The organism is Aquisalimonas lutea (assembly GCF_030409225.1).
Classification (GTDB): Bacteria; Pseudomonadota; Gammaproteobacteria; order Nitrococcales; family Aquisalimonadaceae; genus Aquisalimonas; species Aquisalimonas lutea.
Map to the genome: position 1 here is coordinate 110,883 of NZ_JAUFPK010000001.1, position 14,130 is coordinate 125,012.

At 69.2% G+C, this 14,130-nt stretch carries 13 protein-coding genes; 10 read left to right on the plus strand and 3 right to left on the minus strand.

Annotated features, from left to right (window positions below; translation table 11 throughout):
- Window positions 1–274 precede the first annotated feature (274 nt).
- From lgt to QWY84_RS00550, 6 genes are all read left to right on the plus strand, one after another.
- Window positions 275–1,075 carry a prolipoprotein diacylglyceryl transferase gene (gene lgt, locus QWY84_RS00525; RefSeq protein ID WP_290200430.1) on the plus strand — a complete coding sequence of 267 codons (801 nt, stop codon included), beginning with the start codon at window positions 275–277 and terminating at the stop codon, window positions 1,073–1,075.
- A complete protein-coding gene (locus QWY84_RS00530; RefSeq protein WP_290200431.1) occupies window positions 1,072–1,866 on the plus strand; it encodes a thymidylate synthase in 795 nt (264 codons plus the stop codon). The genes lgt and QWY84_RS00530 overlap by 4 nt, the downstream gene beginning before the upstream one ends.
- A 350-nt stretch (window positions 1,867–2,216) precedes the next feature.
- The gene (locus QWY84_RS00535) at window positions 2,217–2,711 is read left to right on the plus strand and encodes a dihydrofolate reductase (RefSeq protein ID WP_290200433.1); all 495 of its coding nucleotides are present in this window, start codon (window positions 2,217–2,219) and stop codon (window positions 2,709–2,711) included.
- Between the two features lie 84 nt (window positions 2,712–2,795).
- Complete coding sequence (locus QWY84_RS00540; RefSeq protein WP_290200434.1) at window positions 2,796–3,701, plus strand: MerR family transcriptional regulator; 906 nt, start codon at window positions 2,796–2,798, stop codon at window positions 3,699–3,701.
- Entirely contained in the window at window positions 3,698–5,113 is a 1,416-nt protein-coding gene (locus tag QWY84_RS00545) for a cryptochrome/photolyase family protein (RefSeq protein WP_290200436.1), read from the plus strand. The genes QWY84_RS00540 and QWY84_RS00545 overlap by 4 nt, the downstream gene beginning before the upstream one ends.
- A gap of 75 nt (window positions 5,114–5,188) precedes the next feature.
- Window positions 5,189–6,082: a phosphoribosylaminoimidazolesuccinocarboxamide synthase gene (locus QWY84_RS00550; RefSeq protein WP_290200438.1), complete on the plus strand. Its 894-nt coding sequence runs from the start codon at window positions 5,189–5,191 to the stop codon at window positions 6,080–6,082.
- Between the two features lie 223 nt (window positions 6,083–6,305).
- Here the strand turns inward: QWY84_RS00550 and QWY84_RS00555 are convergent, their stop codons facing one another.
- Genes QWY84_RS00555 through tkt form a run of 3 tightly spaced genes read right to left on the minus strand, consistent with a single transcriptional unit; the run spans window position 6,306 to window position 10,568 of the window.
- Complete coding sequence (locus tag QWY84_RS00555) at window positions 6,306–7,487, minus strand: phosphoglycerate kinase (RefSeq protein WP_290200439.1); 1,182 nt, start codon at window positions 7,485–7,487, stop codon at window positions 6,306–6,308.
- A 59-nt stretch (window positions 7,488–7,546) separates the two neighbouring features.
- Entirely contained in the window at window positions 7,547–8,566 is a 1,020-nt protein-coding gene (locus QWY84_RS00560; RefSeq protein WP_290200440.1) for a type I glyceraldehyde-3-phosphate dehydrogenase, read from the minus strand.
- A 1-nt stretch (window position 8,567) separates the two neighbouring features.
- Window positions 8,568–10,568 (minus strand): transketolase, encoded by a 2,001-nt coding sequence (tkt, locus tag QWY84_RS00565; protein WP_290200441.1) that lies wholly within the window; start codon window positions 10,566–10,568, stop codon window positions 8,568–8,570.
- 2 nt (window positions 10,569–10,570) lie between these two features.
- On the opposite strand from tkt, the gene QWY84_RS00570 reads away from it, so the two are divergent.
- From QWY84_RS00570 to metK, 4 genes are all read left to right on the plus strand, one after another.
- Window positions 10,571–10,726, plus strand: coding sequence for a hypothetical protein (locus QWY84_RS00570; protein ID WP_290200442.1), 156 nt, complete (start codon window positions 10,571–10,573; stop codon window positions 10,724–10,726).
- A 501-nt stretch (window positions 10,727–11,227) separates the two neighbouring features.
- Window positions 11,228–12,040, plus strand: coding sequence for a glycine/sarcosine N-methyltransferase (locus QWY84_RS00575; protein ID WP_290200443.1), 813 nt, complete (start codon window positions 11,228–11,230; stop codon window positions 12,038–12,040).
- On the plus strand, window positions 12,037–12,876 hold the full coding sequence (locus QWY84_RS00580) for an SAM-dependent methyltransferase (RefSeq protein WP_290200444.1): 840 nt from the start codon (window positions 12,037–12,039) through the stop codon (window positions 12,874–12,876). Before QWY84_RS00575 ends, QWY84_RS00580 begins: the two co-directional genes overlap by 4 nt.
- 90 nt (window positions 12,877–12,966) lie before the next feature.
- Window positions 12,967–14,127, plus strand: a complete 1,161-nt coding sequence (metK, locus tag QWY84_RS00585) for a methionine adenosyltransferase (protein ID WP_290200445.1) — start codon at window positions 12,967–12,969, stop codon at window positions 14,125–14,127.
- Window positions 14,128–14,130: the final 3 nt, after the last annotated feature.

The window sequence follows — 14,130 nt, forward strand, 5'->3', positions numbered from 1 at the left end:
TTCCGGTTCGGGCTCCGGAGCTCCGCTTACGGCCCCTGCTTCGGTGGAAGCAGGGGCCTATCCTCCGCTCCGGCCTGGCCGGCTGACAGCACATCCCTGTGCTGACAGCCGGTGGCGGCATCCCTGCCGCCACCCCTTCGGGGCCGGACGGCCTGCGCTCCGGCGCTGCGCAAGTCGCCCGAACCGGAATCCCCCGCACCCGCGCCGCCCGCCTCTCCACGGAAAGCCATCAAGGTGCTGCGTCATTCCCTCGGTACAGGTACCATCCCCGGTCATGCTGACATACCCTGACATCGACCCCGTTGCCATCGAGCTGGGCCCCGTCGCCATCCACTGGTACGGCCTCATGTACCTTGTGGGCTTCCTGGGCGGCTGGCTGCTGGGCCGCTGGCGGGCGCAGCGCGCCGACAGCCCCATTCGCCCGGCGCAGATGGAGGACATGCTGGTCTACGTCGCCATCGGCGTCATCGCCGGCGGCCGGATCGGCTACATCATCTTCTACGACCCGGGCATCCTCGCCCGCGACCCGCTGGCCATCGTGCGCGTATGGGAAGGCGGCATGAGCTTCCACGGCGGCTTCCTGGGCGTCCTGGCGGCGCTGTGGCTCTACGGGCGGCGCATCGGGGCCGGCTTCTTCCGCCTGACGGATTTCGCCGCACCGCTGATCCCCATCGGCCTCGGCGCCGGGCGCCTGGGCAATTTCATCAACGGCGAGCTCTGGGGCAAGACCAGCGATCTCCCCTGGGCCATGGTCTACCCGCCCATGGGGCCGGAGCCGCGCCACCCCTCGCAGCTCTACGAGTTCGCGCTGGAGGGCGTGGTCCTGTTCGCCGCCCTGTGGCTGTTCTCCAGCCGGCCGCGGCCGACCATGGCGGTATCCGGGCTGTTCCTGGTGCTCTACGGCGGCTTCCGCTTCCTGGTGGAGTTCGTGCGCCTGCCCGACGAGCACCTGGGCTACCTGGCATTCGACTGGCTCACCATGGGGCAGCTGCTGTCGGCGCCCATGATCGCCCTGGGCGTCGTCCTGCTGGCGCTCGCCTATCGCGTCCCCAAGCCCGACGGAGCGCAGACGTGAAGCAGTATCTCGATCTCATGCGCTACGTGCGCGACCACGGGGTCCGCAAGGAGGACCGCACCGGCACGGGCACCCTGTCGGTATTCGGCCACCAGATGCGTTTCGACCTGGCGCAGGGCTTCCCGCTGGTTACCACCAAGCGCATCCACCTCAAGTCGGTGATCCACGAGCTGCTGTGGTTCCTCAGCGGTGACAGCAACATCGGCTACCTCAAGCAGCACGGGGTCAGCATCTGGGACGCCTGGGCCGACGACAACGGCGACCTGGGTCCGGTGTACGGCGTCCAGTGGCGTTCCTGGCCGGCACCCAACGGCGAGCGCATCGACCAGATCAGCCGGCTGCTGGAGCAGATCCGCCGCAACCCCGACTCCCGCCGCCTGATCGTCTCCGCCTGGAACCCGGCCGAGGTGGAGGACATGGCCTTGCCGCCGTGCCACACGCTGTTCCAGTTCTACGTCGCCGACGGGCGCCTGTCCTGCCAGCTCTACCAGCGCAGCGCCGACCTGTTCCTGGGCGTGCCGTTCAACATCGCCTCCTACGCGCTGCTGACGCTGATGGTCGCCCAGGTCACGAACCTGCGGCCGGGCGAGTTCATCCACACGCTGGGCGACACCCACCTGTACCTGAATCACCTGGAGCAGGCGGACACGCAGCTGGCGCGGACCCCGCATCCGCTGCCCACCATGCACCTCAACCCGGACGTGGACGACCTGTTCGCGTTCCGCTACGAGGATTTCCGGCTGGAGGGCTACGACCCGGAGCCCCATATCAAGGCGCCGGTGGCGGTGTAGAGGGAGCTGAAGAATGCAGCGGACGCGGACGAGGGCACAAGCTTCGGGCGGGGTGACCGGTCACGGACCGTCACCGGCCATGGATGGCCGGTGTCGAGCGTACATGGATGTATTTACAGCGTGTCCGTGACCGGTCTCCCCGCCCGAAGCTCCCGGGACAAGAGGGAGAGTCCGGGGCACGAGGCGGGCCGTTCGGTTCCGGACACGCCGTGAATACGTCCCTGTAGGCTCGACTGCGGCCGTCCTGGCCGCAGACGGTCCGGAACCGAACGGCCCGCCTCGTGCTGTGCCCGGGCTCGATACCATCGACCCAGGTTCAACCGCGAAGCAGAAACCTAGTGAGCCCCGTAATGATCGCACTCATCGCCGCCCTCACCCCCGACCGCGTCATCGGCCGCGACAACGGGCTCCCCTGGCACATCCCCGACGACCTGCGCCACTTCAAGCGCCTGACCCGGGGCAAGCCGGTCATCATGGGACGGCGGAACTACCTCTCCATCGGCCGGCCGCTGCCGGAGCGCACCAACATCGTGCTGAGCCGCAGCCAGGACTTCGAGGCCCCGGGGTGCCGGGTGGTCGACACGCCCGAAGCCGCCGTGGAGGCCGCCGGCGACGCCGGCGAGATCATGGTCATCGGCGGCGCCGAGATCTACCGGCTGTTCCTTCCCCGAGCACAGCGCATGTACCTGACCTGGGTGGAGACGGATCTCACCGGGGATACCCATTTCCCCGCCTACGACACGGCCGCCTGGCGCGTCGCGGACGAGCAGCGCCAGCCCCCGGGGGAAGGGACCCCGTACGCGCTTTGCTACCAGACCCTGGAACGATGCCCGGAGCCTTGTTGAACCGGCCCGGGAATCCAGCGATGATAAACTGATACAATAACTATACAACGGCCACCACGGCGGCGACCCAAGGGAGTGCAAGCCTTGAGCAAGGGTCTGTATCCAATACGAACCATTGCGGCCATGACCGGCGTCAACCCGGTGACACTGCGTGCATGGGAGCGCCGCTACGGCATCATCCGGCCCCAGCGCACCCCCAAGGGGCACCGCCTGTACACGGAGCGCGACATCGACCGCATCCGCCAGGTCCTGGTCCTGCTGGAGCGCGGCATCCCCATCAGCCAGGCCCGCCAGGTGCTCGACGAGGGCGAGCCCGGAGCGCAGTCCGGCGCCGCGGAGCCGGCCCGGGCGGAACCGGATGACAGCGTCTGGAGCAGCTTTCTGGCACGCATGCGCACCTCGGCCAGCGTCTTCGACGAGCACGGCCTCGACGACGTCCTCCAGGAAGCGCACTCGCTGTTCCCCGCATCCCGGGTCCGCCACCACCTGATCGAGCCGCTGTACCGCCAGTTCGCCGGCTCCCGCGAGCCGGATGCCCGGACCGCCCAGGACGCCTTCCTGAGCGGCTGGCTGAGCACCGTCCTCGGCACCCGGCTGCGCCATCGCAGCCCGCGTACGTCCGGCCCTCGGCTGCTCCTGGCGTCCCTGGGCGCAGCGCCGGACCCCGTTGCCCTTCTGCTGCTGGCCTGCGAGGCCGTCGATCGCGACTACCGGGTCACCCTGCTGCTGGGCGATCTGCCCGTGCAGCAGCTGGAGGCGGCGGCGCGGGACAGCGGGGCCGAGGCGATCCTCCTGTGGAGTGGACAGGCGGCCGAGGAAGCCGTCGCGGCCGCGCCGGACAGCACCGAGTTCCCGATCTTCCTGGCGGGCCCCGCCGCCCGCTCCCCGGACGGGCAGACGGGCCCGTTCATCCCCGTACCCGGAGACAGCCGCGACATCCTCACGGGCGTGGACACCCGCTATCACGCCCCGGGGTGGGCCACTGCATGAGGCCGACGCTGGTCTGGTTCCGTCGGGACCTGCGCCTGGCGGACAACCCGGCGCTGGCCGCGGCGGCCGAGGGCGGCCCGGTGCTGCCGGTCTACATCCACGCCCCCCACGAGGAAGCCCCCTGGCAGCCCGGAGCGGCGAGCCGCTGGTGGCTTCATCACAGCCTCCACGCCCTCGCGGCCCGCCTGCGCGCGCGGGGCCTGCCGCTGATCGTCATCCAGGCGGAGGCGACACTGGCCGCCCTGCGTGGCCTCGTCGCCGACACCGGCGCCCGGCGCATCGTCTGGAACCGGCTCTACGAGCCCGCCGTGATCACCCGGGACCGGACCATCAAGCAGGCCCTGCGCGCGGACGGTGTCGCCGCGGAGAGCTACAACGCCGCGCTGCTCTTCGAGCCCTGGGAGATCCGCAAGCGCGACGGCGGCCACTACAGGGCCTTCACCCCCTTCCACCGGGCTCTGGAGGGCGCGGGCGATCCCCCGGCGCCGCTGGACATTCCGCACCTGGAGCCGGCCCACACGATCCCGCGGTCCGCGACCGTCGACGACCTCGGCCTGCTCCCCGCAGTGCCCTGGGACCGGGGCCTGCGCGCGCGCTGGACACCGGGTGAAGAAGGCGCCCGGCGCCGCCTGGAGCAGTTCGTCGGCGAGCGCCTGGAAGCGTATGCCGAAAACCGGGACGTGCCGGCGCAAAGCGGGACGTCCGGCCTGTCCGCACCGCTGCACTTCGGCGAGGTCGGCCCGCGGCAGATCCACGCCGCCGTGCGCGGGCGCATCCACGACGACGGCGCCGGAGCATTCCTGGGCGAGATCGCCTGGCGGGAGTTCGCCCACCACCTGCTGTTCCACTGCCCGTCGATGCCGGACGAGCCGCTGGACACCCGTTTCCGGGCGTTCCCCTGGCGCGCGGATCAAGCCGACCTCCTGCGTGCCTGGCAGGCCGGGCGCACCGGCATCCCCATCGTCGACGCGGGCATGCGCGAGCTGTGGACCACCGGCTGGATGCACAATCGGCTGCGCATGGTGGTGGGCTCGCTGCTCACCAAGAACCTGCGCATTCCCTGGCAGGAGGGCGAGCGCTGGTTCTGGGACACGCTGGTGGACGCCGACCTGGCCAGCAACAGCATGGGCTGGCAGTGGATCCAGGGCTGCGGCGCCGACGCCGCCCCGTACTTCCGCATCTTCAATCCGGTACGCCAGGGCGAGCGTTTCGACCCGGACGGCGCCTACGTGCGGCACTGGGTCCCGGAGCTGGCGGCCCTGCCCGCTAAGCACATCCATGCCCCGTGGCGGACGCCGGCGGCCGAGCTCCGTGAGGCCGGGGTGCAGCCCGGCCGCACCTACCCGGAGCCCGTGGTGGATCTCGCCGCCACCCGGAAGGAGGCGCTGAAGGCCTACCAGGCCATCCGCTGAGGGCACGCCCCTTACCACCCGGGAAGGGCCTTCCGGTATGATCGTCGGCCTTCGATCATTGAAGGAATCGGCGCCATGACCCAGCCCCCCGCGAGCCTCTACCAGAGCGAGCTGACGAGCCTGCCGCTGGTCCAGCGCGGCAAGGTGCGCGACATCTATGCCGTGGACGACGATCACCTGCTCATCGTCACCACCGACCGCCTGTCCGCCTTCGACGTGGTGCTGCCGGATCCCGTGCCCGGCAAGGGCGAGGTCCTGACCCGCGTGTCCGATTTCTGGTTCCGGCACCTGGGCGATGTCATCGCCAACCACGTCGCCGCCATGCCGCTGGAGCGCGCTGTGCCGGACGCCGACGACCGGGCCCAGATCGCCGGGCGCGCCACGGTGGTGCGGCGGCTCCGGGCCCTGCCGGTGGAGGCCATCGTCCGGGGGTACCTGAGCGGCTCGGGCTGGCAGGACTACCGGAACAACGGTGCCGTGTGCGGCATTCCGCTGCCCACGGGGCTGCAACAGGCCGAGCAGCTCCCGGAACCCATCTACACCCCGTCCACCAAGGCGGAGGTCGGCGATCACGACGAGAACGTCGCCTTCGAGGCCACCGCGGCGAGCCTCGGTCACGACCTGGCCGCGCAGGTACGCGACACGGCGCTGGAGCTTTACCGGCGCGCCGCCGCCTACGCGGCCCCCCGGGGCATCATCATCGCGGATACCAAGTTCGAGTTCGGCCTGGACGCCGACGACCGGCTGACCCTCATCGACGAGGCGCTCACGCCGGACTCGTCACGCTTCTGGCCGGCCGCGGAATACCGCGTGGGCACATCACCGCCGAGCTTCGACAAGCAGTACGTGCGGGACTACCTGGAGACCCTGGACTGGGACAAGACGGCCCCGGGACCGCACCTGCCGGAGACCGTCATCCGGCGCACCGCGGACAAGTACCGGGAAGCCGAGCGCCTGCTGGTGTCCTAGGGAATTCCCTGGCAGCCGCGGCAACGCCCCGAAGACAGCCGGTAGGAGCGACGTGAGTCGCGACCTTTTAGAGAACCTGATGCTCTGGAAAGTCGAGGCTGAAGCCTCTCCCACAGGATCTTGCAGCTTGCCTCACCGAAGCCGTGTAGGAGCGGCTTCAGCCGCGATCTTGCAGGGCGTCGGGCTCTCTGGAACGTCGCAACTCACGTTGCTCCTACAGCGCTCAGCCCCGGGCCCGCTGTTCCAGAATGGCCACCGCCGGCAGGGTCCTGCCTTCCAGGAACTCCAGGAATGCGCCGCCGCCGGTGGAGATGTAGGACAGGCGATCGGCCACGCCGTAGCGGGCCACGGCGGCCAGGGTGTCGCCGCCGCCGGCGATGGAGAAGGCGTCGCTGGCGGCGATGGCCTCAGCGACGCGGCGCGTGCCGGCACCGAACTGCTCGAACTCGAACACGCCCACGGGCCCGTTCCAGACGATGGTGCCGGCCTGCTCCAGCAACTCTGCATAGCGCGCCGCCGTCTCGGGGCCGATGTCCAGGATCAGGTCCTCGGGTCCGACCTCCTCGACGCGCTTGGTGGTGGCCTCGGCGTCCCCGGCGAAGCGCGGGGCGGTCACCACGTCCGTGGGCACCGGGATCTCGGCACCCTTGGAGCGCGCGGCGTCCATGAGCCGCTTCGCCTCGTCCACCAGATCCGCCTCGTACAGCGACGCCCCCACGGGATGGCCCGCCGCCGCGATGAACGTGTTGGCGATGCCGCCGCCGACGATGAGCTGGTCCACGACGCCGCTCAGCGACTCCAGCACGGTCAGCTTGGTGGAAACCTTGGAGCCGCCCACGATGGCGGTCATGGGCCGGTCGGGGGCTTCCAGCGCCTTGCTCAGGGCGTCCAGCTCCGCCGCCAGCAGCGGCCCGGCGCAGGCCACCGGCGCGAACCGCGCCACGCCGTGGGTGGACGCCTGGGCCCGGTGGGCGGTACCGAAGGCGTCCATGACGAAGACGTCGCACAGGGCGGCCATGCGCCGCGCCAGGGCCTCGTCGTCGGCGGTCTCGCCGGCGTTGAAGCGCACGTTCTCGCACAGCACCAGCTCGCCGTCGTGCAGCGTCACGCCGTCGAGCCAGTCGGCCTCCAGGCGCACCGGCTGGCCCAGCAGCTCGCCCAGCCGCTCGGCCACCGGCGCCAGCGACGACGCCGGATCCGGCACGCCCTCCTGCGGCCGTCCCAGGTGGCTCATCACCATCACCCGCGCGCCGGCGGCCAGCGCCGTGCGCAGGGTCTCCAGGGACGCGCGCAGCCGCGTGTCATCGGTCACCCGGCCCTGGTCATCCACCGGGACGTTGAGATCCTGGCGGATCAGCACCCGCTTGCCGGCCAGATCCAGGTCCGTCATGCGCTCAACGGCCATTGTCAGCTCCTCTTCATTGCCTCGTCCTGACGCGCCGCGCCGGGCGCTCCCCCCCGGCATCACGCCGCGCGGCCGAGCCAGCGGGCGGCGACGTCCACCATGCGGTTGGCGAACCCCCACTCGTTGTCGAACCACAGCATCAGGTGCGCCAGCCGGCCGCTGACCCGCGTCTGGGTGCCGTCGACGATACCGGAGCGGGGATCGTGGTTGAAATCACAGGAGGCGTGGGCCTCCTCGCTGTAGCCGAGAATGCCCGCCAGCTCGCGTTCGCACGCCGCGGCCAGCAGGCGGTTGACGGCATCGGCGGTCGCCGGCTCGCGGAGCTGGACGTTGACGTCCATGGCGGAGACGTTGAGTGTCGGCACCCGCACGTGCTGCGCGTGCAGCCGGCCGCTCATCTCCGGCATGAAGCGCTCGATTCCCCGGGCCAGCCCGGTGGCCACGGGAACCATGGACGTCAGCGCCGAGCGCGTGCGGCGCAGGTCCGCGTCGTGGTAGCCGTCCACCAGGGGCTGATCGTTCATCACCGAGTGGATCGTGGTCACGCTGGCCGCCTCGATGCCGTAGCGCCCGTGCACCTGCTGCAGCACCGGCAGCAGGCAGTTGGTACTGCAGGACGCATTGGACACCAGCCGCTGCTCCGCGCCGAGGTCCTCATGGTTGACGCCGAGGATGACGGTCAGGTCCACGTCCGAGGCATCGGCCATGGGGTGGGACATCAGTACCCGGGGCGCCCCCGCCGTCAGGTGCGCCTCGGCTTCGGAACGGCGGGAAAAACGGCCCGAGCAGTCCAGCACCAGGTCCACCCGTTGCTTGCGCCAGTCCAGCGCGGCCGGATCCGATGCATGGGTGACCGCGATGGGCTGCTCGTTGATCCGCAGCTCACCGTCCGCGGCGGCCACGGTGCCGGGAAAGATCCCGTGGGTGGAATCGAAGCGCGTGAGGTGGGCCATGCCCTCAAGGCTCGCCGGCTCGTTGATCGCGACCACCGGCATGTCCGCATCCAGGCCCCGCTCGTACAGGGCCCGCAGGACGCACCGGCCGATGCGGCCGTAGCCGTTGATGGCGAGGCGCGGCATGTCAGCCCTCGAGCACGCGTCGTGCCTCGGCGAGCACGTTGTCGACGGTAAAGCCGAAGTGCCGGAACAGGTCCCCGGCCGGCGCCGATTCGCCGAAGCCGGTCATGCCGATCACGCGTCCGCGCGGCCCGACGAAGCGGTACCAGTACTCCGCTGCCGCGGCCTCGACGGCGACCCGGCGCGTGCACGCCGGCGGCAGCACCGCTTCCTGGTAGCCGGCATCCTGCTGCTCGAACACGTCCACGGACGGCATCGACACCACCCGGGCGGCGACACCGTCGGCGCGCAGCTGCTCCCAGGCGCCCGTGGCCAGGGCCACCTCCGCGCCGGTGGCGATGAGGATCAGCTCCGGCTCACCGTCGCAGTCGCGCAGGATATAGCCGCCGCGCCGGATGGCGGCGAGCTGCTCGCCGTCGCGCTCCTGGTGCGGGAGGCCCTGGCGGCTCAGCACCAGGGCCGTCGGCCCGTCGCGGCGCTCGATGGCGGCGCGCCAGGCGGCCACGGTCTCCACGGCATCGCACGGCCGCCAGAGGCTGAACCCGGGGATCATGCGCAGGCTCGGCAGCTGCTCCACCGGCTGGTGGGTGGGGCCGTCCTCGCCCAGCCCGATGGAGTCGTGGGTGTAGACGAGGATGTTCCGCTGCCCCATCAGCGACGCCATGCGCACCGCGTTGCGGGCGTAGTCGGAGAACACCAGGAAGGTGCCGCCGTAGGGGACGAAACCGCCGTGCAGGGCCAGCCCGCTCTGGATGGCGGTCATGGCGAACTCGCGCACGCCGTAGAAGATGTAGTTGCCGTCGCCGTCCTCGGCGGTGACCGGCGTGGAACCGGACCACTTGGTGTTGTTCGAGCCGGTGAGGTCCGCGGAGCCGCCGATGAGCTCGGGCAGGTACGGGCCGAAGCCCTCCAGGGCCTGCTGCGAGGCCTTGCGGCTGGCCACCTCGTCGCCCGCGGCCGCGGCCTTGTGCAGCAGCTCGTCGGCGTGCTCGGCGAAGGTCGCCGGCAGGTCGCCGCGCATGCGGCGCTCGAACTCCTCGGCCAGCTCCGGATGGGCGCGGCGGTAGTCCGCCAGCGCCTCCTGCCACTGCGCCTCGGCGGCGGCACCGCGATCGCGGGCGTCCCAGTCATGATAGACGGCCGGCGGCAGCTCGAAGGGGGCATGATCCCACTTGAGAAACTCGCGGGTGGCGCGGATCTCGTCCTCGCCCAGCGGCGCGCCGTGGACACCATGGGTGCCGCAGGCGTTCGGGGCGCCGAAGCCGATCACCGTCTTGCAGCAGATCAGCGTGGGCCGGTCGGTGACGTCGCGGGCTTCGCGGATGGCGGCGTCCACCGCCGCGCTGTCGTGGCCGTCGACATCGGCGACCACGTGCCAGCCGTAGGCCCGGAAGCGCGCCGGCGTGTCGTCGGTGAACCAGCCTTCCACCTTGCCGTCGATGGAGATGCCGTTGTCATCATAGAACACCACCAGCTTGCCCAGGCCGAGGGTACCGGCCAGGGAGCACGCCTCGTGGGAGATCCCCTCCATGAGGCAGCCGTCGCCGACGAAGCAGTAGGTATGGTGATCCACCAGGGTATGGCCGGGCCGGTTGAACTGCGCGGCCAGCACCTTCTCCGCCAGGGCCATGCCCACGGCATTGGCCAGCCCCTGGCCCAGGGGGCCGGTGGTGGTCTCCACCCCCGGCGTGTAGCCGTACTCCGGGTGCCCCGGCGTGCGCGAGTGCAGCTGCCGGAAGTTGCGCAGATCGTCGACCTGCATGTCGTAGCCCGTCAGGTGCAGCAGCCCGTACAGCAGCATGGAGCCGTGCCCGTTGGAGAGCACGAACCGGTCACGGTTCCACCACCCCGGGTTGGCCGGGTTGTGGCGCATGTAGTCGTTCCAGAGGACCTCGGCGATATCCGCCATGCCCATGGGTGCACCCGGATGGCCCGACTTTGCCTGCTGCACGGCGTCCATGCTCAGGGCGCGGAGGGCGTTGGCTCGTTCACGACGGGATGGCATCGATGGTGGTCTCCGGATTGCATGCGATGAAAACCGGCGCGGCGATTCCGGCCAGCCTGAAAGCCGTGAATTGTCTCGAAATATGCGCATGCGGGCAAGGCGACGCGGCCGGCGCCGGCGCCGGCCGCGACGGCCTCGCCGCCATGACGATTCCGTGAACGGAACCGATCAACGGTTGAAATCTTGTCAGAACACGGTAGCTTGTAGGGTCGTAGTTGTTCACGGAGAGCCAGACCGAAAGGAACTGGACCAATAAGATCGCCCTTCGCCGCGTACAGGCGCTCGTCATAACGATCGACCGGACGACCCGTACGCGGGAATTCACGCACCGCGCTGGCAAGGCAGCGACGTTGCGTCTCCTTCGGGCTGCTGGAGCTGGATGACCTGCATCACCAGGTTTCCTCATCCTTCTCTGCAGCCAAAAAAGCAATAGTTTTCGAGTGCGGTTGGCTTCAGTAACGCGGAGCCCCGCAGACAGGCAGCAGACTGCACACCACCAGTGCATTCTGCATTGCGACAGTGCAGCTGTCCGGCGTCGACCCAGGGTCGCGCGTCGCAGACGTGCATCCTTTCCGGGGGCAAACCGGAGAGGCGTGCATTCTGTGGCGGCCGATCCGGGCGCCGGGCTGCACGAATACTGGACGGTGGGAGGTACGATTATGTCTTCGACAGCAACAGACCAGGCGTTCGGGAGCCGACCCGAGGAATGCCGCGACACCGATCACTACGTGAACGAGTACAACCAGGGTTTCGTTGACAAGTGGGACGAGCTGATCGACTGGGACAGCCGGGCCGAGAGCGAGGGTGACTTCTTCATCCAGACGCTCAAGGAGCGCGGCGTCAAGCGGATCCTGGACGTGGCCTGCGGCACGGGGTTCCACTCGGTACGCCTGATCGAGGCCGGCTTCGACGTGGTCAGCACCGACGGCAGCGCCGAGATGCTGGCCAAGGCGTTCGAGAACGGCTACCAGCGCGATCATGTCCTGCGCACCGCCCTGGCCGACTGGCGCTGGCTGAACCGGGACATCCACGGCCGCTACGACGCCGTGATCTGTCTCGGCAACTCCTTCACCCACCTTTTCAACGAGAACGATCGCCGCAAGGCGCTGGCCGAGTTCTACTCCGCCCTCAACCACGACGGCATCCTGATCCTGGACCAGCGCAACTACGACTCGATCCTGGATCACGGCTACTCCAGCAAGCATACCTACTATTATTGCGGTGATGACATCTCGGTGTATCCGGAGTACGTGGACCCGGGCCTGACCCGTTTCCGCTACGAGTTCCCGGACAAGTCCGTGTACCACCTGAACATGTTCCCGCTGCGCAAGGCCTACACGCGCCGGCTCATGCGGGAGGTGGGCTTCCAGCACATCGAGACCTACGGCGACTTCAAGGAGACGTTCCGGGAGACCGAGCCGGACTTCTTCATCCACATCGCCGAGAAGAGCTACCAGGAGGCGGACGAATGAGTAACACCAACTACACCGGCGCCGTCGCCACGGCGCGCGAGTACTACAACAGCGACGACGCGGATCGCTTCTACCACACGGTCTGGGGCGGCGAGGACATCCACGTGGGCCTCTACGAGAGCGACGAGGAGCCCATCGCCGATGCCAGCCGCCGCACGGTCGCCCACATGGCGGACCTGCTCGGCGAGCTCACCCCGGAGCACCGGATCCTGGACCTGGGTGCGGGCTACGGCGGTACCGCCCGCTACCTGGCGCAGACGTTCGGCTGCCCGGTGGTGGCGCTGAACCTCTCCGAGGTGGAGAACGAGCGCGACCGCGAGATGAACAAGGCGGTCAACCTGGACCACCTCATCGAGGTGCTGGACGCCAGCTTCGAGGAGGTGCCGTACCCGGACAACCACTTCGACGTGGTCTGGTCCCAGGACTCGTTCCTGCACAGCGGCGATCGCGAGAAGGTCATCCACGAGGCGGCGCGGGTGCTCAAGCCCGGCGGCGTGCTGATCTTCACCGATCCCATGCAGACCGACGACTGCCCGGAGGGCGTGCTGCAGCCCATCCTCGACCGCATCCACCTGGAGACCCTCGGGTCCCCGGGGTTCTACCGGCGCACCACCAAGGAGGCCGGGCTGGAGGAGATCGGGTTCGAGGATCACTCCCATCAGCTGCCGCGCCATTACGGCCGTGTGCTCGAGGAGACCAAGTCGCGCGAGGACAGCCTTGAAGGCATCATCTCCCGCGAGTACATCGAGCGCATGAAGCAGGGGCTTCAGCACTGGGTCAATGGCGGCAACAATGGCTACCTGGCCTGGGGCATCTTCCGCTTCCGCAAGGCCTGATCAGCGCCGGATGGATCGCGTGCCGCCGGCACGGCGGGCACGCGATCGGCAACCGGCTTCCTGAATCTCGACACGAAAAAAGGAGTACCCATGAGCAAGTCCTACATGTTTACCTCGGAGTCCGTCTCCGCCGGCCATCCGGACAAGATGGCGGACCAGATTTCCGACGCGGTGCTGGACGCCATCCTGGAGCAGGATCCCAAGGCCAAGGTGGCCTGCGAGACGCTGACCACCACCGGCATGATCATGCTCGCCGGCGAGCTCAAGACCACGGCCAACGTGCCGTTCGAGGACATCGCCCGCGCCACCACCAAGCGCATCGGCTACACGTCCTCCGACATGGGCTTCGACGCCGACACCTGCGCGTTCATCAACGCGCTGGGCAAGCAGTCCCCGGACATCAACCAGGGCGTCGAGCGCAAGCTCCCCGAGGAGCAGGGCGCCGGCGACCAGGGCATCATGTTCGGCTACGCCTGCGACGAGACCGATGTCTACATGCCGGCGGCCATCAACTATGCCCACCGCCTGGTGGAGCAGCAGGCCAACCTGCTGGCCAACGGCAAGCTCAAGTGGCTGCGGCCGGACGCCAAGAGCCAGGTCACCCTGCGCTACGAGGACGACCGCGCCGTGGGCGTGGATGCCGTGGTGCTGTCCACCCAGCACTCCGACGACGTCAGTGACAACGAGATCCACGAGGCGGTGATGGAAGAGATCATCAAGCCGGTGCTGCCGAGCCAGTGGATCGACAACAACACCAAGTTCCACATCAACCCGACCGGGCGCTTCGTGGTCGGCGGGCCGATGGGCGACTGCGGCCTGACCGGGCGCAAGATCATCGTCGACACCTACGGCGGCATGGCCCGCCACGGCGGCGGTGCCTTCTCCGGCAAGGACCCGTCCAAGGTGGACCGTTCCGCCGCCTACGCCGCGCGCTACGTGGCCAAGAACGTGGTCGCGGCCGGCCTAGCGAGCAAGTGCGAGGTGCAGCTGTCCTACGCCATCGGCGTGGCCGAGCCCACCTCCGTGATGGTGGAGACCTTCGGCACGGCCAAGATCGAGGAGTCCAAGATCGAGAAGATCGTGCGCGACCAGTTCGACCTGCGTCCGTTCGGCATCGTCAACACGCTGGACCTGCTGCGCCCGATCTACTCCAAGACCGCGGCCTACGGCCACTTCGGCCGCGAGGATGCGGACTTCACCTGGGAGCGGACCGACAAGGCCGCGGCCCTGAAGGACGCCGCCGGCCTCTGAGCC

Excerpts from the sequence above, each read along its gene's own strand:
- lgt (WP_290200430.1), top strand. The coding sequence starts at position 275 with ATGCTGACATACCCTGACATCGACCCCGTTGCCATCGAGCTGGGCCCC.
- QWY84_RS00535 (WP_290200433.1), top strand. The coding sequence starts at position 2,217 with ATGATCGCACTCATCGCCGCCCTCACCCCCGACCGCGTCATCGGCCGC.
- QWY84_RS00545 (WP_290200436.1), top strand. The coding sequence starts at position 3,698 with ATGAGGCCGACGCTGGTCTGGTTCCGTCGGGACCTGCGCCTGGCGGAC.
- QWY84_RS00550 (WP_290200438.1), top strand. The coding sequence starts at position 5,189 with ATGACCCAGCCCCCCGCGAGCCTCTACCAGAGCGAGCTGACGAGCCTG.
- QWY84_RS00555 (WP_290200439.1), bottom strand. The coding sequence starts at position 7,487 with ATGGCCGTTGAGCGCATGACGGACCTGGATCTGGCCGGCAAGCGGGTG.
- QWY84_RS00560 (WP_290200440.1), bottom strand. The coding sequence starts at position 8,566 with ATGCCGCGCCTCGCCATCAACGGCTACGGCCGCATCGGCCGGTGCGTC.
- tkt (WP_290200441.1), bottom strand. The coding sequence starts at position 10,568 with ATGCCATCCCGTCGTGAACGAGCCAACGCCCTCCGCGCCCTGAGCATG.
- QWY84_RS00570 (WP_290200442.1), top strand. The coding sequence starts at position 10,571 with ATGGTGGTCTCCGGATTGCATGCGATGAAAACCGGCGCGGCGATTCCG.
- QWY84_RS00575 (WP_290200443.1), top strand. The coding sequence starts at position 11,228 with ATGTCTTCGACAGCAACAGACCAGGCGTTCGGGAGCCGACCCGAGGAA.
- QWY84_RS00580 (WP_290200444.1), top strand. The coding sequence starts at position 12,037 with ATGAGTAACACCAACTACACCGGCGCCGTCGCCACGGCGCGCGAGTAC.
- metK (WP_290200445.1), top strand. The coding sequence starts at position 12,967 with ATGAGCAAGTCCTACATGTTTACCTCGGAGTCCGTCTCCGCCGGCCAT.